Origin of the sequence: Actinomyces sp. ICM47 (genome assembly GCF_905369875.1) — a bacterium.
Taxonomy (GTDB): domain Bacteria; phylum Actinomycetota; class Actinomycetes; order Actinomycetales; family Actinomycetaceae; genus Pauljensenia.
In genome coordinates this window covers 1-20,854 of the sequence record NZ_CAJPJE010000024.1, presented here as the reverse complement: position 1 = coordinate 20,854, position 20,854 = coordinate 1, and the positions used below count along the sequence as shown (strand labels likewise).

General features: G+C 64.6%; 18 protein-coding genes and 1 tRNA gene. 3 read left to right on the top strand and 16 right to left on the bottom strand.

The genetic code is table 11. The annotated features are described in order from the left end of the window. Positions 1-71: 71 nt before the first annotated feature. On the bottom strand, positions 72-668 hold the full coding sequence (gene coaE, locus QZ149_RS06145) for a dephospho-CoA kinase (RefSeq protein ID WP_291450449.1): 597 nt from the start codon (positions 666-668) through the stop codon (positions 72-74). A gap of 175 nt (positions 669-843) precedes the next feature. Here coaE and brnQ point away from each other — a divergent pair, with 175 nt between their 5' ends. Further along, positions 844-2,193, top strand: a complete 1,350-nt coding sequence (gene brnQ / locus QZ149_RS06140; protein WP_291450442.1) for a branched-chain amino acid transport system II carrier protein — start codon at positions 844-846, stop codon at positions 2,191-2,193. A 377-nt stretch (positions 2,194-2,570) separates the two neighbouring features. Here brnQ and rpsA read toward each other — a convergent pair whose 3' ends face one another. Beyond that, a complete protein-coding gene (rpsA, locus tag QZ149_RS06135) occupies positions 2,571-4,007 on the bottom strand; it encodes a 30S ribosomal protein S1 (protein ID WP_009647770.1) in 1,437 nt (478 codons plus the stop codon). A 169-nt stretch (positions 4,008-4,176) separates the two neighbouring features. Continuing rightward, the gene (gene polA / locus QZ149_RS06130) at positions 4,177-6,906 is read right to left on the bottom strand and encodes a DNA polymerase I (RefSeq protein ID WP_291450440.1); all 2,730 of its coding nucleotides are present in this window, start codon (positions 6,904-6,906) and stop codon (positions 4,177-4,179) included. Between polA and QZ149_RS06125 the strand changes: the two genes are divergently transcribed. Continuing rightward, the gene (locus QZ149_RS06125) at positions 6,905-7,381 is read left to right on the top strand and encodes a hotdog fold thioesterase (protein WP_291450439.1); all 477 of its coding nucleotides are present in this window, start codon (positions 6,905-6,907) and stop codon (positions 7,379-7,381) included. The two genes, polA and QZ149_RS06125, sit on opposite strands and share 2 nt — an antisense overlap. A gap of 72 nt (positions 7,382-7,453) precedes the next feature. On the opposite strand, the gene QZ149_RS06120 is transcribed toward QZ149_RS06125, so the two are convergent. Further along, positions 7,454-8,044, bottom strand: coding sequence for a response regulator (locus tag QZ149_RS06120; RefSeq protein ID WP_009057992.1), 591 nt, complete (start codon positions 8,042-8,044; stop codon positions 7,454-7,456). 64 nt (positions 8,045-8,108) lie between these two features. On the opposite strand from QZ149_RS06120, the gene QZ149_RS06115 reads away from it, so the two are divergent. Continuing rightward, positions 8,109-8,182: transfer RNA gene (locus QZ149_RS06115), tRNA-Leu, on the top strand. Positions 8,183-8,317: 135 nt separating this feature from the next. Here QZ149_RS06115 and QZ149_RS06110 read toward each other — a convergent pair. From QZ149_RS06110 to QZ149_RS06055, 12 genes are all read right to left on the bottom strand, one after another. Next, complete coding sequence (locus tag QZ149_RS06110; protein WP_291450437.1) at positions 8,318-8,533, bottom strand: hypothetical protein; 216 nt, start codon at positions 8,531-8,533, stop codon at positions 8,318-8,320. Positions 8,534-8,778: 245 nt separating this feature from the next. Continuing rightward, on the bottom strand, positions 8,779-10,224 hold the full coding sequence (gene pyk / locus QZ149_RS06105) for a pyruvate kinase (protein ID WP_291450436.1): 1,446 nt from the start codon (positions 10,222-10,224) through the stop codon (positions 8,779-8,781). Positions 10,225-10,347: 123 nt separating this feature from the next. Then, complete coding sequence (gene lgt, locus QZ149_RS06100) at positions 10,348-11,304, bottom strand: prolipoprotein diacylglyceryl transferase (RefSeq protein WP_291450435.1); 957 nt, start codon at positions 11,302-11,304, stop codon at positions 10,348-10,350. Next, positions 11,301-12,110, bottom strand: a complete 810-nt coding sequence (gene trpA, locus QZ149_RS06095) for a tryptophan synthase subunit alpha (RefSeq protein ID WP_291450434.1) — start codon at positions 12,108-12,110, stop codon at positions 11,301-11,303. The genes lgt and trpA overlap by 4 nt, the downstream gene beginning before the upstream one ends. 1 nt (position 12,111) lies before the next feature. Next, positions 12,112-13,407, bottom strand: coding sequence for a tryptophan synthase subunit beta (trpB, locus tag QZ149_RS06090; RefSeq protein WP_291450433.1), 1,296 nt, complete (start codon positions 13,405-13,407; stop codon positions 12,112-12,114). Then, positions 13,407-14,255 carry an indole-3-glycerol phosphate synthase TrpC gene (gene trpC, locus QZ149_RS06085; protein WP_291450432.1) on the bottom strand — a complete coding sequence of 283 codons (849 nt, stop codon included), beginning with the start codon at positions 14,253-14,255 and terminating at the stop codon, positions 13,407-13,409. The genes trpB and trpC overlap by 1 nt, the downstream gene beginning before the upstream one ends. A gap of 88 nt (positions 14,256-14,343) precedes the next feature. Beyond that, entirely contained in the window at positions 14,344-15,909 is a 1,566-nt protein-coding gene (locus QZ149_RS06080) for a chorismate-binding protein (protein WP_291450430.1), read from the bottom strand. Between the two features lie 67 nt (positions 15,910-15,976). Next, positions 15,977-16,669, bottom strand: a complete 693-nt coding sequence (locus QZ149_RS06075; protein WP_291450429.1) for an A24 family peptidase — start codon at positions 16,667-16,669, stop codon at positions 15,977-15,979. Next, a complete protein-coding gene (locus tag QZ149_RS06070; RefSeq protein ID WP_291450448.1) occupies positions 16,666-17,538 on the bottom strand; it encodes a shikimate dehydrogenase in 873 nt (290 codons plus the stop codon). The genes QZ149_RS06075 and QZ149_RS06070 overlap by 4 nt, the downstream gene beginning before the upstream one ends. Continuing rightward, positions 17,535-18,869, bottom strand: a complete 1,335-nt coding sequence (gene mltG, locus QZ149_RS06065) for an endolytic transglycosylase MltG (RefSeq protein WP_291450427.1) — start codon at positions 18,867-18,869, stop codon at positions 17,535-17,537. Before mltG ends, QZ149_RS06070 begins: the two co-directional genes overlap by 4 nt. Before the next feature lie 488 nt (positions 18,870-19,357). Further along, positions 19,358-19,846, bottom strand: a complete 489-nt coding sequence (ruvX, locus tag QZ149_RS06060) for a Holliday junction resolvase RuvX (protein ID WP_291450425.1) — start codon at positions 19,844-19,846, stop codon at positions 19,358-19,360. Next, on the bottom strand, positions 19,843-20,854 hold a 1,012-nt coding region (locus QZ149_RS06055; RefSeq protein WP_291450424.1), incomplete at its 5' end, for a DHHA1 domain-containing protein. The genes QZ149_RS06055 and ruvX, both read right to left, overlap by 4 nt.

The window sequence follows — 20,854 nt, the reverse complement described above, 5'->3', positions numbered from 1 at the left end:
CTAGCAACGCGCGGAGGACCCGCCCGGGTGCGCGGCCAGCGAAAGCCAGCCTCGGCCTCGTCGATGCTCCCCTAGAGGTCGGCGGTCAGCCAACGCTCCCACACCTGCGTGCACACCTGCGCCAGATCGTCCGCCCTTCCGCAGTTATCGATCCACACGTGCGCGATCGCTCGCCTTTGATCAGACGAGGCCTGGGCGCGGATCCGGGCGCGCGCGTCCTCGGGGGGTACTCCCCTGCCCTCCAGGCGTGCGACACGCTGCTCGACGGGGGCATCGACGATGACGACGGCGTCAAAACGGTCAGCGGAGTCGCCCTCGACGAGGAGCGGAATGTCGTAGACGGCAAGCGATCCTGCGGGTGCAGCACTCAGGATCTCCCAGGCGCGACGCTCGATGGCCGGGTGGGTGATCGCGTTGAGAGCAGCGACGCGCTCGTCGGCACCCTCACCGGCGAAGACACGACGCGCGAGGCCCGCCCGGTCAAGGGTCCCGTCCTCACGGATCAGATCATCTCCGAATCGTGCGGCCACCTGTACGAGCGCGGGCTGACCGGGTTCGAGAATCTCACGGGCAATTACGTCGGCATCGGCGGCCAGTGCACCCAGAGACTTGAAGGAAGCGGTCACTGAGGACTTGCCCGAACCGATTCCGCCACTCACCGCGACCACGCGTGCGGGTCCCCCACTGCGGTGTTGGTGCAGCGGGCGAAGCAGCGTCGCGGAGCATCCTCCACGAGAGAACGAAGTGATCACCACCTCAGGGTATCGCGGCTGCGGTTGCGTATATGTGCCCTCGTGTAAGAATTGGTGCTGTTAAAGCCCCCACACAACACAGTGAGTAGCAGTGACGCAGACAGTCAACGACGATTCCGGCCAGCGTTCGAGTACCGCGGTCCTCATCGCGACCTCCCTGACTCTTTTCTCCATGTTTTTTGGTGCCGGAAACCTTATTTTCCCGCCGATCATGGGCGCGTCGGCCGGCACCAACTTGACCTCCGCGATGATCGGTTTCCTGATCGGCGGCGTCGCTCTGCCCGTCATCTCGATCATCACGATCGCCCTATCCGGCACCGACATCCGCGATCTTGTCAGCCGCGCCGGAAAGCCCTTCGGGTTCGTTTTCTCGGTCCTGGTTTACCTGTCCATCGGTGCCTTCTACGCCCTCCCGCGAACGGGTGCTGTCTCCTTCTCGACGGCCGTCGCGCCCATCATTGGTACGAAGTCGGTGCTCGCCTCGGTCATCTTCAACCTGATCTTTTTTGGGATCGCCTTTTACCTGTGTTGGAACCCGACGAACATTATCGACAGCCTCGGGAAGGTCCTGACACCGATCCTCCTTGGCCTGCTCGTTCTGCTGGTATTCCTCTGCCTGGCATCGCTGCCGACCTCGCACGATGCGCCCACCGGCGAGTACGTCCACAACCCGCTGGCCGCCGGTCTACTTGAGGGCTACATGACGATGGACTCCATCGCAGCCCTGGCCTTCGGCATCATTGTCGTGACCTCGCTGGGGCATACGGGCGGTGGCATCGGCGCGAAGGTCGTGCGTCGGACCTCGATCGCAGCGGTCATTGCGGGTGCGCTCCTGGGCGTCGTCTACGTCGGCCTGGGCCTCATCGGGCATGTCATCCCGAACGCACAGTCTTACACGGATGGTGCCAGTCTCCTGGCCGACGCCGCGCAGTCGACGATGGGGCGTCCGGGGCAGATCGTTTTCGGTCTGATCGTGCTGACCGCATGTATGACAACGGCGGTGGGCCTCATCGCCGCGACCTCGGAGTTCTTTAACCGTCTGCTGCCCGCGATCCCGTACCGCACATGGATAATCCTTGTCACGCTTATCTCCTTCGTGCTGGCATCCGCGGGACTGTCCTCGGTGCTCACGATCGCGGTACCGATCATTACTTTCCTCTACCCGATCGCTATCACAGTCGTCTTCATGACGATCACGACCCACCCCTTCCGCCTGGCGACCCCCGCGACGTGGACCTTCCGCCTGAGCACGTGGGTGGTCGCCGCATGGTCGGCCGCGACGACGCTCGCCCAGGTGGGCGTCGCCACCGACCGAATCAACTCCCTGCTCACGTGGAGTCCGCTACAGGCCAACCAGCTCGGTTGGATCCTCCCCACCGTCGTCGCGGCGTTGATCGGCGCGTGCATCGACCTAGTAGCGATGAAACACGCTGCCTCGTGAGTGCCAACAGCAAAGGCCCCGCACGGATTCGTTTCTGTGCGGGGCCACGTCGTATCTCCTGCAAGGCCAGAGGTCGCCCGATCAAAGGCTGCTGCTAGGCTTGCGGGGCCCGGCTGCGGTGCCCGTGGGCGGCGGCAGGGCCTGGCCGGGCTTCGAGACGACGCGCCGAGCGAAGCTCGCAGCGCGGACGGCGAGCGGGCGGGCCGCCGCCCACGGGCACACCAAGCAGACCGGTACCAACAGGTGCTCCTCACGGCAACCCGAAATCTGGCGGCACGTCACGCAAAAAGTGGTGGCCCCCAGGAAAACCTGGGGACCACCACTCATGCGTTCACTGTCGTGAACTGACAAGCCGAAGCTCAGTCAGAACGACTGATTCAGTTGTTCGTCAGCTTCTCACGCAGCGCGGCCAGGGCCTCGTCGGACGCAAGGGTGCCCTCGTTGTCGACCGGGGTCGAGTAGGAGGCCTGCTCCTCGATGGAGGGAGCCGCGTCGGCGTCCTCTTCGAGGGCCTTGCGGACCTGAGCCTTGTGGGCCTCCCAGCGGGCCTGAGCCTCAGCGTACTGGGCTTCCCACGCCTCGCGCTGAGCGTCGAAGCCTTCCATCCACTCCTGGGTCTCGGGATCGAAGCCCTCGGGGTACTTGTAGTTGCCGTTCTCGTCGTACTCGGCGGCCATGCCGTAGAGCGAAGGATCGAACTCTTCAGAGTTCGGGTCCACGCCCTCGTTGGCCTGCTTGAGGGACAGGGAGATGCGGCGACGCTCGAGGTCGATGTCGATGACCTTGACGAAGACCTCTTCGCCGACCTTGACGACCTGGTCCGGCAGCTCGACGTGACGCTGAGCCAGCTCGGAGATGTGGACGAGGCCCTCGATGCCGTCCTCGACGCGGACGAACGCGCCGAAGGGGACGAGCTTGGTGACCTTGCCGGGCACAACCTGGCCGATGGCGTGGGTGCGGGCGAAGGCCTGCCACGGATCTTCCTGGGTGGCCTTGAGCGACAGGGAGACGCGCTCGCGATCCATGTCGACGTCGAGAACCTCGACGGTGACTTCCTGGCCAACCTCGACGACCTCGGACGGATGATCGATGTGCTTCCAGGACAGTTCGGAGACGTGCACCAGGCCGTCGACGCCACCGAGATCGACGAACGCGCCGAAGTTGACGATGGAGGAAACGACGCCGGAGCGCACCTGGCCCTTCTGCAGGGTGTGCAGGAAGTTCGTGCGGACCTCGGACTGGGTCTGCTCAAGCCATGCGCGGCGGGACAGGACCACGTTGTTGCGGTTCTTGTCGAGCTCGATGATCTTCGCTTCGATCTCGCGACCGATGTAGGGGGCGAGGTCGCGGACGCGACGCATCTCGACGAGGGAGGCAGGCAGGAAGCCACGCAGGCCGATGTCGAGGATCAGGCCGCCCTTGACGACCTCGATGACGGTACCGGTAACGACGCCGTCCTCTTCCTTGATCTTTTCGATCTTGCCCCACGCACGCTCGTACTGAGCGCGCTTCTTCGACAGGAGGAGGCGGCCTTCCTTGTCTTCCTTCTGGAGGACGAGGGCCTCGATCTGGTCGCCCACGGCGACGACGTCGTCGGGGTTGACGTCGTGCTTGATGGACAGCTCACGAGAGAGGATGACACCCTCGGTCTTGTAGCCGATGTCGAGGAGGACCTCGTCGTGGTCGACCTTGACGACAGTGCCCTCGACGATGTCGCCATCGTTGAAGTACTTGATGGTCTCGTCGATGGCTGCGATCAGGTCTGCTTCCGAACCAATGTCGTTGATAGCGACCTGCGGCGTATTCGTGGTCATGTAGTAGTTTCTCCGAAACGGACTGGATAGTAGATGGACAGTTCCAGTGCGGCAGGACGGATGCGGATGCACCTGTCCCTAGGCACCGTGGTCTAGTTTAGCAGCCTTTGACGCATAAATGTGACGAATGTAGCGCTCGTTTCCGTGGTATGCGTCGCCCCTCCTGCTTCTAATGTGCTGCCAGCTGCCAGGACGCACCGATTCCAACAGCGACATCCAGAGGCACGGAGAGTGTGACAGGCGACGCCATCTTCTCTCGAACGAGGGCCTCGACAGCCTCCTCTTCACCGGGTGCGATCTCGAGGAGGAGTTCATCGTGGATCTGCACGAGGAGGCGCGAGGTCAGGTCGGCCTCGAACAGGGCGGTGGCGACATCCATCATGGCGATCTTGACAATATCGGCGGCACTGCCTTGGATCGGCGCGTTGAGGGCGGCGCGTTCGGCCATCTCTCGGCGCTGGCGGTTGGAGGAGCGCAGGTCGGGCAGGTAGCGTCGGCGACCGAACATGGTCTGCGTGTAGCCGTCGGCGCGAGCCTGGGCGACGAGTCCTTCGAGATAGTCGCGGACCTTGCCGAAGCGCTCGAAGTAACGGTCGCGTAGGGCGGCAGCCTCGGGCACGGGAATGCCGAGCTGTGCGGCCAGGCCGTAGGAGGACAGTCCGTAGGCGAGGCCGTAGGAGGTGGCCTTGATACGCGAGCGTTCCTCACCGGTGACCTCGGCGACGGGCGTCCCAAAGACCATCGACGCCATGGTCCGGTGCAGGTCTTCGCCGGAGTTGAAGGCCTCGATGAGTGCCTCGTCGCCGGACAGGTGGGCCATGAGGCGCATTTCGATCTGCGAGTAGTCGGCGCTCATGAGGGATTCGAAGCCTACTCCGGGAACGAAGGCACCGCGAATGCGCATGCCGTCGGCACTGCGCGCGGGAATGTTCTGCAGGTTCGGGTCGGAAGAGGCCAGGCGTCCCGTGGCTGCGGCTACCTGGGAGAAGGTCGAGTGAATGCGCCCATCGGAGGCGACTGTGGAGGACAGGGAATCCACCATCTGCTTGAGCTTGATGCGGTCGCGGTGAGTGAGCAGGAAGCCGAGGAAGTCGTGCCCCGCTCCCCCACTCTCCTCGGTCTTGGCCCACAGGTCCGCCAGGGCCTCGGCGTTCGTCGTGTAGCCGGTTTTCGTTTTCTTGGTCTTGGGCAGACCGAAGTGGTCGAAAAGGATTTCCTGGAGCTGTTTGGGGCTGGAGAGGTTCACCTCGCGTCCGGCGGCGCTCCAGGCTCCCTGACGGGCGGCGTCAACGTCGGCTCCGAGTTCGGCGGACAGGTCGTCGAGGACGCGCGTGTCCGCGGCGATGCCTGTGGTTTCCATCTGGGCGAGGAGACGTGACAGCGGCATCTCCATGTCGGTAAGGAGCGCGGTTTCGCCGCTCTCGTCCAGCGCCCGACGCAGCTTGTCGGTGAGCGGGTGGAGCGCTGCGGCCAGGCGCCCCGCGCGCACCTGGGCGGCGCTGGGTCCCGCACCAATCTCGCCCAGGTCGAAGAGGGCGTCGGAATCAGCGGCTTCCTCCTCGATGGTGACGCCGAGCAGACGGGAGAGCACATCTTCGAGCTTGTGCGAGCGCTGGTCCGGGTGGACCAGGTATGCCGCGAGCATCGTGTCGAAGGCGACGTCACCGAGCGTCCAGCCGCGCGCGCCCAGGGCGTGGCGCGCTCCCTTCGCGTCGTGGGTGATCAGTGACGAGGCCTGGGCGAGGACCCCGGCCAGGGCCCCCTCCTGCGCGGGACTCAGCTCTGCGGGGTCAATCACGAGTGCGTCGTCGGCTCCCGCCAGGACGATCCGGGTGACCTCGCCGCGCGTGGGGCGCATATCTCCCTCGACCAGGAGAGCAAGGACCGGGTGCGCGTTTGCCCAGGCTGCGACATCGCAGGAGTCATCGGCCAGACGTACCTCGACCTGAGCCTCGGAAGCGGCAGGGTCCACGGCCTCGACGATTGTGTTCTCCCCAACGCCAATGCCGGACACCTCGCGGACCTTGACGCGCAGGCGTCCGAACTCGAGGGAGTCGAAGAGACGGTCAATGGCTGCCACATCGGTCGCGCGGCGCGCTAAGTCTGCGGGGCCAACCTCCAGGTCCATGTCAGTCAGGAGTCGGTTGAGACGTCGGTTGCGAACGACGTCGTCCATGTGCTCGCGCAGCGCAGCGCCGCGCTTGCCGCCGATCTCATCCGCGCGGGCCAGAAGGTTATCCAGGCCATCGTACTTGTTGATCCACTGGGCAGCGGTCTTGGGGCCAACGCCGGGAACACCCGGCAGATTGTCTGAGGTCTCGCCCACGATGGCAGCGATCTCCGGGTAACGGTGGGGAGGCACCCCGTACTTTGCTTCCACGGCCTCGGGAGTCATACGGCGCAGGTCGCCGGGACCCGTGCCCGGGTAGAGGACCGTCACGTTGTCCGTTACCGTCTGGAACGAGTCGCGGTCACCCGACACAACAAGGACGGTCGCGCCCTCGTGACCAGCGCGGTAGGCCAGGGTCGCCAGGATGTCGTCAGCTTCAAACCCTTCGCGCGAGAGCGACACAATACCCATCGCGTCCAGGACCTCACGGATCAGCTCTACCTGCCCCTTAAACTCTTCGGGGGTCGCGTCGCGCGTCCCCTTATAGTCCGGGTACTCCTCGGTCCTAAATGAGTGCCTCGACACATCGAAGGCGACGGCCACATGCGTTGGTCGCTCCGTCTCCAAGAGGCGCGTCAGCATTGACACGAAGCCGTAAACAGCGTTCGTGTGCTGGCCCGTCGCCGTCACAAAGTTGTCCGGCGGCAGCGCGTAGAAGGCACGGAACGCCATCGAATGGCCATCAATAATCAGCACAGTGTCACTCACACATGCCACCCTAGATGCCATGACACACGATCACCAGACGAAACGCTCCCACTCCTCCACGCCCGACCCCCTCGCCCGGGGCGGATGGGTGGGGGCCCACTGGCCCGGCACCCTCATGGAGGCCACCGGCATGGAGGTGCTCGAGCACTCCGCGTCGCGCACCGTCATCTCCATGCCCATCGACGGCAACCGCCAGAGCGCGGGAATCCTCCATGGCGGCGCATCCGCGGCCCTCGCGGAAACCGCCGCCTCGTTCGCCGCCCAGATCCACGCGCGCGAAACCCACCCCGGTAAGCAGGCCTACGCGGTGGGCACTGAACTCAACGCCTCGCACATCGCGGCCGGACGAGAGGGCACGGTCACGGCCACTGCCACGGCCGTGCACCTGGGCCGTTCCTCCACCGTTCACACCGTGGAGATCCGCGACGAAGCCGACCGCCTGATCTCTATCGCGCGCGTCGCCAACCGAATCCTGGTGCGCTCCACGCACGACTAATATCGCGTCGCGACAAGACGACGAAGGCGGGGAGAGTCACGTAGACTCTCCCCGCCTCATCTCAGCCAGTAATCAGTCATCGACCTGGTTGATGACCGCGTCTGCGACCTCGCGCATGGACAGGCGACGATCCATCGACGTCTTCTGAATCCAGCGGAACGCCTCTGGCTCGCTCATCCCCATGTTCTTCATGAGCAGGCCCTTCGCGCGATCCACGCGCTTGCGGGTCTCGAAGCGATCCGTCAGGTCGGCGATCTGGTCCTCCAGGGACTCGATCTCCGCGTGACGCGACAGCGCAATCTCAACGGCGGGGATCAGGTCGGAGGGGCTGAAGGGCTTGACGACGTACGCCATCGCGCCGGCGTCGCGAGCACGCTCAACAAGCTCCGTCTGGGAGAACGCCGTCAGCATGACGACCGCGCACGACAGCTCCTGCAGAATCTTCTCGGCAGCCGTGATGCCGTCCATCTTCGGCATTTTGACGTCCATCACACAAAGGTCAGGTTCGAGCTCCAGTGCCAGCTCGACAGCCTCTTCACCGTCGGCTGCTTCGCCGACGACTTCGAACCCCGCCTGGGTCAGCGTCTCAACGATATCGAGACGAATCAGCCCCTCGTCCTCGGCCACGAGGACGCGACGCGGTTCAGCCTGCTCTTCACTCATTGTCATATCCCTCAGTTTGATTGGTGTGCCCAGCTGTTCTATTGTGGATCTCGCAGACGCGAAAGCCCCGATAGCCCAACTGGCAGAGGCGGTCGGCTCAAACCCGGCTTGTTGTGGGTTCGAATCCCACTCGGGGTACCGCCATTGGAGTACGTGATCTATCCTACCGGCAAACAGGTACCAGTGCGACGCTGGAACAGGGATTGATACGCGTAGTTTTCGCAGACGAACAGGGGCCGACAAGCAACGCTTGTCGGCCCCTCACCGTATCTTTTAGGCAACCACGATCAGCTCGAGGCCGAGGTACTCCGCTGCCGCTCCCCTGAGGGTCGGCTCGTCGAGATCCGCAATCGCCTGCTTGACCCTCGTGTCGTGGAAGTCAGCAAACCACGGCTCAACGGCTCGCGAGAGCTGGGCGACTTCCAGGTTGTTGGCCACGCGACCAAACAGCGTGTCGTGGACCGACACGGTCCGGATGTTCGTATTCATTTTTCCTCCATCTTCCATTGTGGGCGCGCGGAAACATGCTTTGTTCGCACGGGCATTCCAAGAAACGCACCCGCAGCAATCTGCTGTATTCACCGTTCCGTCGTTGGAACGGCGCTACACGCCTTAACGTGTATTCGAGAACTTTATTCCACCGATGCTACTTTGTCCATGCGAATCAACATGTGTTCTCGATAACAAATTGGAGGGGCGTCGACACCAGGCCGACACCCCTCCGTTCGCGTGGATCACGCCTCGCGGGCTCCACCGATCATGTAGTCGGCTTCATCTCCCACCTCGTGAATACGCAGCATATTCGAGGAGCCGGGGATGCCCGGGGGCATACCGGCGACGATGATGAGCTGGTCGCCGATCTCGGCCAGGCGCGAGGACTGCGCGACCAGGTCGAGCTGCCAGACCATGTCATCCGTGTGCTGCACCTCGGGAACGCGGTACGTCTGAATGCCCCACGACAGAGCCAGGCGTCGGCGCGTCGACTCGAGCGGCGTGAAGGCCAGCATCGGAATCGGGCGACGCATACGCGAAAGCATGCGAGCCGAGGTACCCGACTGGGTGAAGGTCACCAGGTAGCGGGCATCCATATGCTCCGCGATACGCGCGGCGGCCTCACAGATGACGCCGGCGCGATCAGCAAAGAAGCCGGGGATGGAGGCGATGCGCTCACCGCCGTTTTCCTCGGTGGACTCGATGATCGCGGCCATCGTGCGAACGGTCTCGATGGGGAACGCACCCACCGAGGTCTCACCGGACAGCATGACTGCATCGGCACCGTCGAGAATTGCGTTGGCGCAGTCGGAGGCCTCGGCGCGCGTCGGGCGCGGGTTCTTGATCATGGAATCCATGACCTGCGTCGCAACGATGACGGGCTTAGCGGCAATACGAGCCAGCTCGATCGCGCGCTTCTGCACCAGCGGCACAGCCTCAAGAGGCATTTCGACACCCAGATCACCGCGGGCGACCATGATGCCGTCGAAGGCCTCGATAATCTCTTCCAGCGCCTCGACGGCCTGGGGCTTCTCGATCTTGGCGATGACGGGGATACGCTTGCCCATCTCGTCCATGATCGCGTGAACGTCCTTGATGTCGTCGGCGGAGCGCACGAAGGACAGAGCGATGAAGTCGGCATCCTGCTCGATGCCCCAACGCAGATCTTCCTTGTCCTTCTCGGACAGGGCAGGCACGGACACGGCAACGCCGGGCAAGTTCAAGCCCTTGTGATCCGACACCATGCCGGGCACCTCGACGCGTGTCACGACGTCGGTATCGGTAACCTCGAGGACACGGACCGCGACGTTGCCGTCGTCAATCAGCAGGCGGTCTCCGGGGGCACAGTCGCCGGGCAGACCTTTGAAGGTGGTACCAACGAGTTCCTTCGTGCCGGGAACGTCGCAGGTCGTGATGGTGAAGGTATCACCGATGTGCAGCTCCTGGGGGCCGTCCTGGAAGGTTTCCAAACGGATCTTCGGGCCCTGGAGATCAACGAGAACCGCAATCGCGCGGCCGGACGTCGCAGACGCCTTTCGCACACGCGAAATGACGGCCGCATGTTCCTCAGCCTTTCCATGCGACCGGTTGATACGCGCGACATCCATGCCGGCGTCCACCAGCGCTTGGAGCTGCTCAGGAGATTCAGTGGCAGGTCCAATAGTGCAGACAATCTTAGCTCGACGCATGGTTGCAAGTTTACCGCTCAATCACGCGGTAATCACGAAGGACCCACACGCACGGAACGTGATCATTCCCATGAATTAGGCGATCATGGGACCTTCGACTCCAATAGCGTGCCCGACGGTGGTTTAAAAGTCCTCGAGAGAACTCTCCTCGGCGGACTCGTCCTCGTCCACGCGCGTCTCGATAATGTCCTCAGCATCGGAGTCGCTAGCCTCAGAGTGATCCCCCTCATGCTCATCATCATCCGTCACTGCCCCGTCACCAGCGACCTCGCACGACCGCCCCAGGCGACCCGCGACAACAAACAGCGCGACGCCAAGGAGGAACACCGCCAGGGACGTCCACACGTTCAGACGCAAACCGGCAACCGTGTGTGCGTCGTCGATGCGCAGCATCTCGATCCACGTGCGTCCTGCGGTGTATACCATCAGGTACATCCCGAAAAGTTGTCCAGCCGCGAAGCGGCGACGGTGCTCAAGCACCACAATGAGCGCCGCGCCGGCCAGATCCCATAGGCTTTCGTAGAGGAACGTCGGGTGGAACAGAGTACCGACCGGATAGCCCACAGGCACATGGGCTGCATCGATCTGAAGACCCCACGGCAGTGTCGTCGGTCCACCGAACAGCTCCTGGTTGAACCAGTTCCCCCATCGACCGATGCCTTGGGCAACGAGTAGCGCCGGGGCCAGCGAGTCTGCAATGGGGCCAAAGCGTACCTTGGCGCGTTTAACGCCAACGTAAGCGCCGAGTGCGCCCAGCGCGACACCGCCCCAGATCCCCAAGCCGCCGCGCCAAATCTGGAAGGCAAGCATCGGGTCGCCGCCGGGCCCAAAGTAGGCCTCGGGCGAGGTGACGACGTGGTACAGGCGGGCTCCGACGACGCCCAGCGGGATCGCCCACAGAGCGACGTCGTAAATCGTGTCGGAGCTACCACCGCGTGCCACGTAGCGGCGAGCGGTCCACCACACGCCCACCACCATCCCAATAGCAATGATGATGCCGTACGCGCGCAGCGGCAGCGGACCGAGGTACCACACGCCCTCGGAGGGTGAAGGGATGCCAGTGGCGGCGACGAGGCTCATGCGCGGGCTCCAGTCACGCCGGACTTCAGCTCGCTGGCAAGCTCGCCCAGGGCCTTCAGACCGCGGTCGAAGTCCTCATCGAAGAGAGTCTTAACGAGCGCGGATCCGACGATGACGCCGTCCGCATAGGCACCGATCTCGCGGGCTTGGACGCCGGTGGAGACGCCGAGGCCAACGCACACGCGCTGTGCCCCCGCGGCGCGAGTACGCGCGACGACGTCCGCGACGTGTTCACCGACGGTCGCACGGGCACCCGTGACACCCATCGAGGAGGCGGCGTAGACCCAGCCTCGCGAGTGCTCAGCGATCAGCTTAAGGCGGTGTTCCGGTGAGGAGGGGGCGGTCAGGTAGATGCGCTCCAGATCGTACTTGTCCGACGCTGCCTCCCACTGCGCGCCTTCCTCGGGTGGCAGGTCGGGGGTGATCAGACCGGAGCCGCCGACCGCCGCAAAGTCCCGCGCGAAGCGTTCGACGCCCCACCACTCGACGGGGTTCCAGTACGTCATCGAGGTCGTCGAGACACCGTACGAGGTCAGCTCGTCCACCGCGTGGAAGAGGTCCTCCAGGTGGGTGCCGCGCTCGAGGGCCGCAACGGTCGCGCGCTGGATCGTGGGGCCGTCCATGCCCGGGTCCGAGTACGGGAAGCCGAGCTCGATGGCGTCCACGCCAGCGTCCGCAAGAACCTTTCCCGCGCGGATCGATTCCTCGACCGATGGGAAGCCGACGGGCAGATAAGCGATCAGCGCGGCGTCACCGCGCTCCAGGGCAGCGTCAATAGCGACGGCGGAGTGGGGTGCTCGCGTCATCTCACTTCTCCTCGTTCTCGTCCAGGACGGCCACGCCGGAGGGGCCGGCACTGGGGTCGATCACCTGCAGCTTCGCGTGTCCGTAGCCGAACCAGCGCGACGCGGTGTCCACGTCCTTGTCGCCGCGTCCCGACACGGTGACGATGGCGATGGGTTCCTCCCCCGGTGCGAAGGGTCCCTCGGCCTCGACCTTCGCGCGTGCCCATGCGCGCACTCCGGCAAGCGCGTGCGAGGACTCGATGGCGGGGATGATGCCCTCCGTGCGCGACAGGAGCAGGAAGGCATCCATGGCCTCGGCGTCGGAGATGGGGATATACGAGGCGCGTCCCGTGCGGGCGAGCCACGCGTGCTCCGGACCAACGCCCGGGTAATCGAGGCCGGCAGAAATCGAGTGTGAGGCCTTGGTCTGGCCATCGCGCTCCTGCAGGACAAAGGTGCGTGCACCGTGAAGGACGCCGACCTGGTCGGCGGTGATGGAGGCGGCGTGACGCCCGGTGTCAAAACCGTCGCCCGCAGCCTCGCAGCCCAGCAGCTCAACGCTCGGGTCGTCGATAAACGCCGTGAAAGAGCCAATCGCGTTCGAGCCGCCACCCACGCACGCCACGACGACGTCGGGCAGGCGCCCCTCGGCGGCAAGCAGCTGGGCGCGTGCCTCGTCACCGATGACACGCTGGAGGTCACGCACGAGCTCGGGGAACGGGTGCGGACCCGCGGCGGTGCCGAAAATGTAGTTCGTCGTCTCAACGTTGGTCACCCAGTCACGGAACGCCTCGTTGATGGCGTCCTTGAGGGTCGCAGAACCGGCGGTCACGGCGATCACCTCGGCACCCAGCATCTGCATGCGCGCGACGTTGAGGGCCTGACGCTCGGTGTCCTCACGGCCCATGTAGATCGTGCAATCCAGCCCCAGGAGTGCGGCGGCCGTCGCGGTGGCCACGCCGTGCTGGCCCGCACCCGTCTCAGCGATGACGCGCGTCTTGCCCAGCTCTTTGGTGAGCAGAGCCTGACCCAGTACGTTGTTGATCTTGTGGGAACCCGTGTGGTTGAGGTCCTCACGCTTGAGGAAGACGCGCACGCCGCCCAGATCGGCCGCAAAGCGCGGAGCCTCGGTCAGCAGGGAGGGACGACCGGCGTAGTTGGCGAACAGGTCGCGCAGGCGATGCTGGAAGGTTTTGTCGCGCCACAGGCGCTTCCACGCAGCCTCAACCTCCTCAAGGGGTCCCATGAGCGACTCGGCGACGAAGCGGCCTCCGAAATCGCCAAAGTAAGGTCCGGGCACAAAGTTTTCAGCCGTCATCACAGTCCTTCCTTGAGCGCCGCGGCGACGCGGGCCTTACGATCCGTGCGCAGCGCGGGGTGCTGCCCGGCGCTGACCATGTCCTGAATACTCGAGCGCGGGTCACCCGAGGTCACGAGCGCCTCGCCGACCAGAACGGCGTCCGCGCCCCACTTCGCGTATTCAAAGACGTCGTGGGCCTTGGCGACACCCGACTCTGCGACCGCAACGACGTTCTGCGGGATGACGTCGATGACCTGCTCGACGGTCGAGCGGTTAACCTCGAGGGTCTTCAGGTTACGGGCGTTGACGCCGATGATCGATGCACCGGCTTCAAGGGCACGCAGCGCCTCCAGGCGCGAATGCGTCTCAACGAGCGCCTCCATACCGAGCGAACGCGTGCGCTCCAGCAGGGAGACCAACGCACTCTGCTCCAGGGCAGCCACGATCAGCAGGACGAGATCCGCGCCGTGAGCACGCGCCTCGTGGATCTGATACGGCGTCACGATGAAGTCCTTGCGCAGGACCGGGATATCGACCGCCGCGCGCACCGCGTCGAGGTCGGCCAGCGAACCATGGAAGCGGCGCTGCTCGGTCAGCACAGAGACCACGGAGGCTCCCCCGGCCTCGTACATCGATGCCAGCGCTGCGGGGTCGGGGATATCGGCGAGCGCCCCCTTGGAGGGAGACGAACGCTTCACCTCGGAAATGATCTTGACGGCACCATCTCGGTTGCGAAGGACACCCAGGGCGTCCTTCGCCTCGGGGACGGCCTGCTCCATTTCCTTGACACAGCTGAGAGGAACGCGGTCCTCGCGCTCTTTCAGGTCGTCGAGGACCCCTGCAATAATGTCATCGAGAACGCTCACGACGCTCCCCTTTCACCGAGAAACAATTGGACGCCATCAAGGCTAGCGAATAATAGGGACGCCCGTTTGCAGCGTCCGGACGCGCGTGTCACGACAGAGGGGCCAGCGTCGAGGCGCGCACGACGGATTCCACTGCGGCTGCCGCCTTGTTACGGGACTCCTCGTACTCAAGCGCGGGCACCGAGTCAGCGACAACGCCGGCACCGGCCTGCACCGAGGCAACGCCATCCTTAAGGGACGCTGTGCGGATCGCGATCGCAAGGTCCGCATCACCCGACAGGTCGAAGTAGCCAACGACGCCGCCGTAAACACCGCGCGCTGCGGGTTCGAAGTCGTCGATCAGCTGGATCGCACGAGGCTTGGGCGCACCCGAGAGAGTGCCCGCCGGGAACGTCGCGACCAGGGCGTCGAGGGCGTCCGCATCCGGGCGCAGCACTCCCGTGACGGTCGAGGAAATGTGCTGGATGTGCGAGAAACGCTTGAGTTCCATGAGCGTGGCGACCTCGACCGAAGCGGGGTCACACACCTTCGACAGGTCATTACGCGCCAGATCGACCAGCATGACGTGCTCCGAGAGTTCCTTCGGGTCCTCGAGGAGCTCAGCGGCAAGGCGATGGTCCTCCGCAGAATCGCCACCGCGCGGACGCGACCCGGCGATCGGATAGGTCCACACCCGCCGCCCCTCGGCCTTGACCAGAGTCTCCGGCGAGGAACCCACGACCTCGAAGTGGCCGCCACGCTCGTCGGGCAAGTCCATGTAGTACATGTAGGGTGACGGGTTGACGGTGCGCAGCACGCGGTAGACGTCGACGCCGCTGGCATTCGTGGAGACATCGAGTCGCTGGGAGAGCACGATCTGGAATGCATCACCGTCCGTGATCGCCCGCTTGGCGGCGTTAACGGAGGATTCGAAGTCTGCGCGCTGCGTGCGCTGACGGACGGCAGGTGCCTCCTGGCCACTCACCCCCAGCACAGCCGGAGCGATGGGCGAGGCGAGCTGGGCTGTCATAGCGTCCAGGCGCTCGATCGCGCGATCATAGGCACCGTCGACACCCTCATCCGAGCCGTTGAGGTTCCAGGCGATGGCCATCAGGTACACCGACCCCGTCGCGTGGTCGATGGCGGCCACCTCGGTGGCGAGCACGAGCGTCGCGTCGGGGACATCGGACTCCTTGGGGGCTGTTGCCGCCAAGGTCGGCTCCCATTCGGGGATGATACCCCAACCGAGCGAGCCGACGAGAGCGCCCGTCAGCGGGGGCAGCCCCTCGATGGGCGACGCCGCCAGCTGCTCAAGCGCGGAGTGCACGACCTCTAGGAACGTACCCTCCGGCTGCGCCCCCTCCGGATGAGCACCCACCCACTGGGCATGACCATCACGGGCAACGATGGCACCGGCACTCGACGCGCCGACGAAGGACCAGCGCCCCCAGGAGCCACCATGCTCGGCGGATTCGAGAATAAAACTGCCATAGTCACCATGAGCAAGCTGGCGGTAGACGCCGACTGCGCTCAGCTCGTCAGCGAGAACACGGCGCACGACGGGGATCACGCGCCGAGATGCGGCGAGCGACGTGAACACGTCACGAGGAGGCCACGTGTGGCCCCATTCGAGGCTGACAGGCTCGGACTGATGCGAAGGCGTCGTAATACTCACCGTGTCATTGTCCCATCCCGGACCCACTCCGTCCCGACGGGTCCACGATGAGGCCAGTGACAAAGGCCTATAGCCAGTCGGGGACGACGCCCCACGCGATGGTGCCCACCAGCGCGGACCCAATCATCCACGGCCCCATGGGAACGCGGCTCTGCGTGCCAGCCCAGCCGACGACGATCTTCCACAGGGCCGCGAGACCGGCGGAGAGAAAGGACAGAGCCAACGCGGCGACTGCGGCCTCGAGACCAACAGATCCCACCATCGCACCGAGGACGGGGGCGAGCTTCACGTCGCCTCCGCCCATTCCACCGGGCAGGCGATTCAGGATCGCAATCGGGATGGTCCAGATGAGCATGCCTATCACGCAGCCAATGAGCCGCTGTTGCCACATCGGTGAAATGAGCATTCCGACAAGGGCACCCGCGAGAACACCGATGCCCATGACCGCCGTATACGTGTTCGGCAACCGATGCGTGCAGGCATCCACGTACGCGCTCAGCGCACCAATCATGGCCACCGTCATGACGGCGGGCATGCCTGGGCGCATCTGGGCACCTACGAAAAAGAACGCTCCGAAGATTCCAGCACACCACACGATGGCATTGCGTGTCAGCGGTTTCTGCGTGGCCTCGATGAAGTACCGGCGCTGAATCCTCCAACCAGAGCGCCACAGCCACGCCAGAATAATGATCCACGTGAGGAAGCCCGACACAAGGGACAGATCGGCGCTGATACGAGGTGGAAGCCACTCGACGATCACGGGTGCACCGTTTCCCCGGCCTCGCGCGCGCGGCGCTCCAGCTCAGCCTCCAGCGCATGACGCATCACGGCGGGATCGGGGCTGCGACCGGTCATCAGCTGGACCTGTGCGGCCCCCTGGTAGACCAGCATGTCGGTGCCTTCAGCGACGACTCCCCCGGCTTTCTCGAAGGTGGTGCGCAGCGCGGTGTCACGCGGCGAGTAGATGACGTCCAGGAGAATCTGGCCCTCGCGGGGTGCCAGACAGCTCGCTATGGGATCTGCAACGCCCGCGGGCAGCGTCGAGATCAGCACGTCGGCGCGGGCGGCAGCACTCGCTACCGCAGAGACGTCGGACCACATGACCTGCTCGACGCTCACGCCGAGGCGTGAGGCTGCGGAGATGACCGAGCCGGGACCACCGAAACGTCGGGCAGCCACTGTCGTCGTCGTGATTCCCAGCTCGCCCAAGGCTGCCAGGGCAGAGGAAGCAGTTGCGCGCGCTCCGAGCACGAGGGCACTCGACGGAACGGGTACGCCAGAGTGCGAGCACGCACGGCGGATCGCTGACGCAATACCGGTGACATCGGTGTTAAATCCCGCGAGCATTCCTGCCGAGGGCACGACCGTGTTGACGGCTCCTACCGCGCTCGCCAGCGGGTCGATGGCATCGAGCAGCGGCATGACGGCCTGCTTGCAGGGCATCGTGACCGACAGTCCGCGGAAGGACTCGTCGAGCTGGCCGATGAAAGTCGGCAGAGACTCTTCGGTCACCTCGGCGCGGCGATACTCCCATCCGTCGATCCCGAGCTGTTCCCACGCCGCCCGGTGGATGACCGGGGACAGTGAGTGAACAATAGGGGATCCAATAACTGCGGCCCACATCGTCATGACTGCGGCGAGCACTGAATCGGGTGCTTGGTGCAGTACGCGTCCAGCTTCGCTTTGTTCTTCTCGTGCTCATCGGCAGTGGCCGCGAAGAGAGTCTCACCCGAGTTGAGGTCGACCGTCACGAAGTAGAGCCAGTCGCCCGCTTCCGGGTTCAGAACGGCCTTGATGGCGTCCGCACTCGGCTGGTTGATGGGCGTGGGCGGCAGGCCCGCGTGCAGACGCGTGTTGTAGGGGTTGTCGTTATCGAGGTCAGCTTGGCTCGGCAGGCCGGACTCCTTGCCGGCTCCGTAGAGCGTGGTCGAGTCCATGCCAAGGACACCATGTGTATCTTTGTCGTCGACGAGGCGATTCTCGATGACGCGGGCGACCTTGGGCATGTACTTCGGGTTGCTCCCCATCTCTCCCTCGACGATCGACGCCTTGATAAGGACCGTCTCGCGGTCCGCAGCGGGTACCCCGAGCGCATTCAACTCGTCGATAGTCGCCTTGACCATGCGGGCGATGACAGCCGTCGGGGTGTCGCCTTCCTCGACCTTGTACTCGCCGCGGTGCAGCCATCCCTCAGCGCTGCCACCCGCTTCAGCGGGCAGGCCGATGGCGGCGGTGTCCGCGAAAGCCTTGTCCACGTCCGCGGAGGAAACATCCAGGACGTCCACGATGCGTCTCTTGATGACGGACATGCGTTCGCCTGCGAGGACCGTGATGGTCGACTCGACACGGTTCATGGGATCGAGCATCACGGCAAGCGCGTCGGCCGCGCTCATCTGGCGCTTGAAGCGGTAGGTGCCCGGGTTAATTGTGCGTGCCGCGCTGTTCTTTTCGTACTGGCGGACAAAGGCACCCACCGACTTGACGACGCCGGCCTCGTGTAGGGCACGACCGATGTCACGACCCGTGGCCTGGTCATCGATGGTGACGAGGATTGCGTCAGTGCCCGGCCCCGGGAAGTCGTCGGAGGCGACCATTGAGGTATTCATGAGCTGCGAGTAGGCCACGTAGCCTGCCCCACTGACCAGTCCGATCACGAGGAGCAGCACGAAGAAGGAACGGATGCGACGACGGCGCTTGCGCTTGCGCGCCGCATTTCTCTCGGAGGCGATGCGACGCGAGCGCATGCCGGTAGTCTCGGAGGGGTCTTCTGAGTGTTTACGGGAGCGGCCTTCGTCTCCGGTTCCGGCGATGATTGCGTCGAATCCGCTGACCGCGGCTGCCTCTTCTCCGGGATCCGTCAAGGCATCAAAGCCGACGTCGGTCAATGTGTCGAAGGACTCGTCATCGTCGTCCGCAACCGACGGTACTCCAGCATCGGGCGTCAGGGTAGGGTCCGGCATCGTGCGCGTTGACCGCCACAAGCCGCGAACGGAGCTCTTCTTTGTCGCGGTGGCCCGGTCAACCCCCTGCAAGGGAGTCCGGGTCGGGTCGGGGTCGGTGAAGTGGCGCCGCGAGGTCTCACGGGCGGGCGTCGACCTGGGATCGGATGAGGCCTGGGGACGCCTCTCGCCGCCACGCGCCGACGTGGGGTCAGACGAGGCCTGGGGACGCCTCACACTGCCACGCGCCGACGTAGGGTCAGACGAAGCCTGAGGACGCCTCACACTGCCACGCGCCGACGTAGGGTCAGACGAAGCCTGAGGACGCCTCACACTGCCACGCGCCGACGTAGGGTCAGACGAAGCCTGAGGACGCCTCTCGCCGCCACGCACCGACGTAGGGTCGGATGGAGCCGAAAGCTGTTCCTCGTTCGGAGCATCGGAGTACACCTTCCGCTGGCCGGAATGAATTTCGCGGCGCGAACGGAAGGGAAAGTTGGGGGGCGTACTCATCGATTCGCTCCTTCGCTGATCTCGAGGATGATCTCCTCGCCCGGCGCACGACCGCTCATGCGTTCGAGCTCAAGGGCCTGTTCAAGGATGATCTGTGCCGCAACCTGATCGATCACGCTGCGGTGTTCGTATTCCGGGATTCCAGACGCGCGTAAACGCGCATGCGCCTGGTTCGATGTCAGCCGTTCGTCCACCATTGCGACGCGAACGTCCGGCATAAGCTTCTTGAGGTGGCGCGCATACTTGCGCGCCCCCTTAGCGGAGACTCCTTCGCCGCCGCGCAGGTGCCTGGGCAGACCCACGATCACCTCGATGGCATCGTGTTCGGTGACAATTTCGGCCAGGGCAGACAGGTCCGACAGATCGGGTGCGCGCGTCAGCGTTTGGACCGGCATCGTCAAGATGCCGTCAGGGTCGCAACGGCTGACGCCGACACGAACGGTGCCGACGTCTACGCCTATGCGAATACCCCTACGCAGGCTCACAGGGCCTCGATCTGCGAACGAATCGCGTCAAGTGCGGTCGGGATGCCCTCGGGCTTTGTGCCGCCACCCTGGGCGATATCGTCGCGGCCACCGCCGCCGCCACCCATGTACTTACCGACGGCGCGCACAAGCGCGCCTGCCTTAACGGAGGCCTCACGGGCACCCTCGTTCGTCGCGATAACCAAGGAAGGTTTACCGCCGACAAGACCGGCAAGCGCTACGACGACACCGCGCTCGTTGCCCATGCGGTCACGAACGTCCAGAGCCAACGTACGCAGTGCGTCAGCCGACGGCATCTCACCAACGGCAGAGGCGACAAGGCTGACCTTACCCACGCGCTCGGAGGCAGCGGCGAGCTCTCCGCCGCGGCGCAGCGCCTGCTCGGTACGGATCTTGTCTAGTTCCTTCTCGGACTCGCGCAGCTTGGCGAGCAGAGACTCGATGCGCTCGGGCAGTTCGTCGGCACGCCCGCCCACAAGCTGAGACAGCTGGGAGACCAACGCGTGTTCCTTCGCCTGGAACTCGTACGCGCCGTCGCCAACGAGGGCCTCGATGCGGCGCACACCGGAGGCAACGGATCCCTCGCCAAGCACCGTCACACGGCCAATATGGCCCGTCGTGGGCACGTGGGTGCCACCGCACAGCTCACGGTCGAAGCCATCGCCGATTGTCACGACGCGAACCTCGGAACCGTACTTTTCGCCGAAGAGAGCGATTGCGCCCATCTCCTTGGCCTTCTCGATGCTCATGACCTCCGTTGTGACGGGGAGATCCTCAGCGAGCTTCTCGTTAACAAGAGCCTCAATGTCGTTCAGCTGGGATCCGGCAAGCGCGCTCGAATGACGGAAGTCAAAACGCAGGCGCGACGGCGAGTTCTCTGAACCCGCCTGATCCGCATTCTCGGACACGACATTGCGCAGGCCCGCGTACACCATGTGAGTAGCGGTGTGGGCGCGAGCAATCGCGAGGCGACGCTCGCCGTCAATCTCGGCGTAGGCCTTCTCCCCC

Coding starts and splice junctions, on each gene's coding strand:
- lgt (WP_291450435.1), bottom strand. CDS start 11,304: ATGAGCCTCGTCGCCGCCACTGGCATCCCTTCACCCTCCGAGGGCGTG.
- pyk (WP_291450436.1), bottom strand. CDS start 10,224: ATGCGTCGAGCTAAGATTGTCTGCACTATTGGACCTGCCACTGAATCT.
- mltG (WP_291450427.1), bottom strand. CDS start 18,869: ATGCCGGACCCTACCCTGACGCCCGATGCTGGAGTACCGTCGGTTGCG.
- rpsA (WP_009647770.1), bottom strand. CDS start 4,007: ATGACCACGAATACGCCGCAGGTCGCTATCAACGACATTGGTTCGGAA.
- QZ149_RS06070 (WP_291450448.1), bottom strand. CDS start 17,538: ATGACGATGTGGGCCGCAGTTATTGGATCCCCTATTGTTCACTCACTG.
- polA (WP_291450440.1), bottom strand. CDS start 6,906: ATGGCATCTAGGGTGGCATGTGTGAGTGACACTGTGCTGATTATTGAT.
- trpB (WP_291450433.1), bottom strand. CDS start 13,407: ATGACGGCTGAAAACTTTGTGCCCGGACCTTACTTTGGCGATTTCGGA.
- QZ149_RS06110 (WP_291450437.1), bottom strand. CDS start 8,533: ATGAATACGAACATCCGGACCGTGTCGGTCCACGACACGCTGTTTGGT.
- QZ149_RS06125 (WP_291450439.1), top strand. CDS start 6,905: ATGACACACGATCACCAGACGAAACGCTCCCACTCCTCCACGCCCGAC.
- trpA (WP_291450434.1), bottom strand. CDS start 12,110: ATGACGCGAGCACCCCACTCCGCCGTCGCTATTGACGCTGCCCTGGAG.
- QZ149_RS06120 (WP_009057992.1), bottom strand. CDS start 8,044: ATGAGTGAAGAGCAGGCTGAACCGCGTCGCGTCCTCGTGGCCGAGGAC.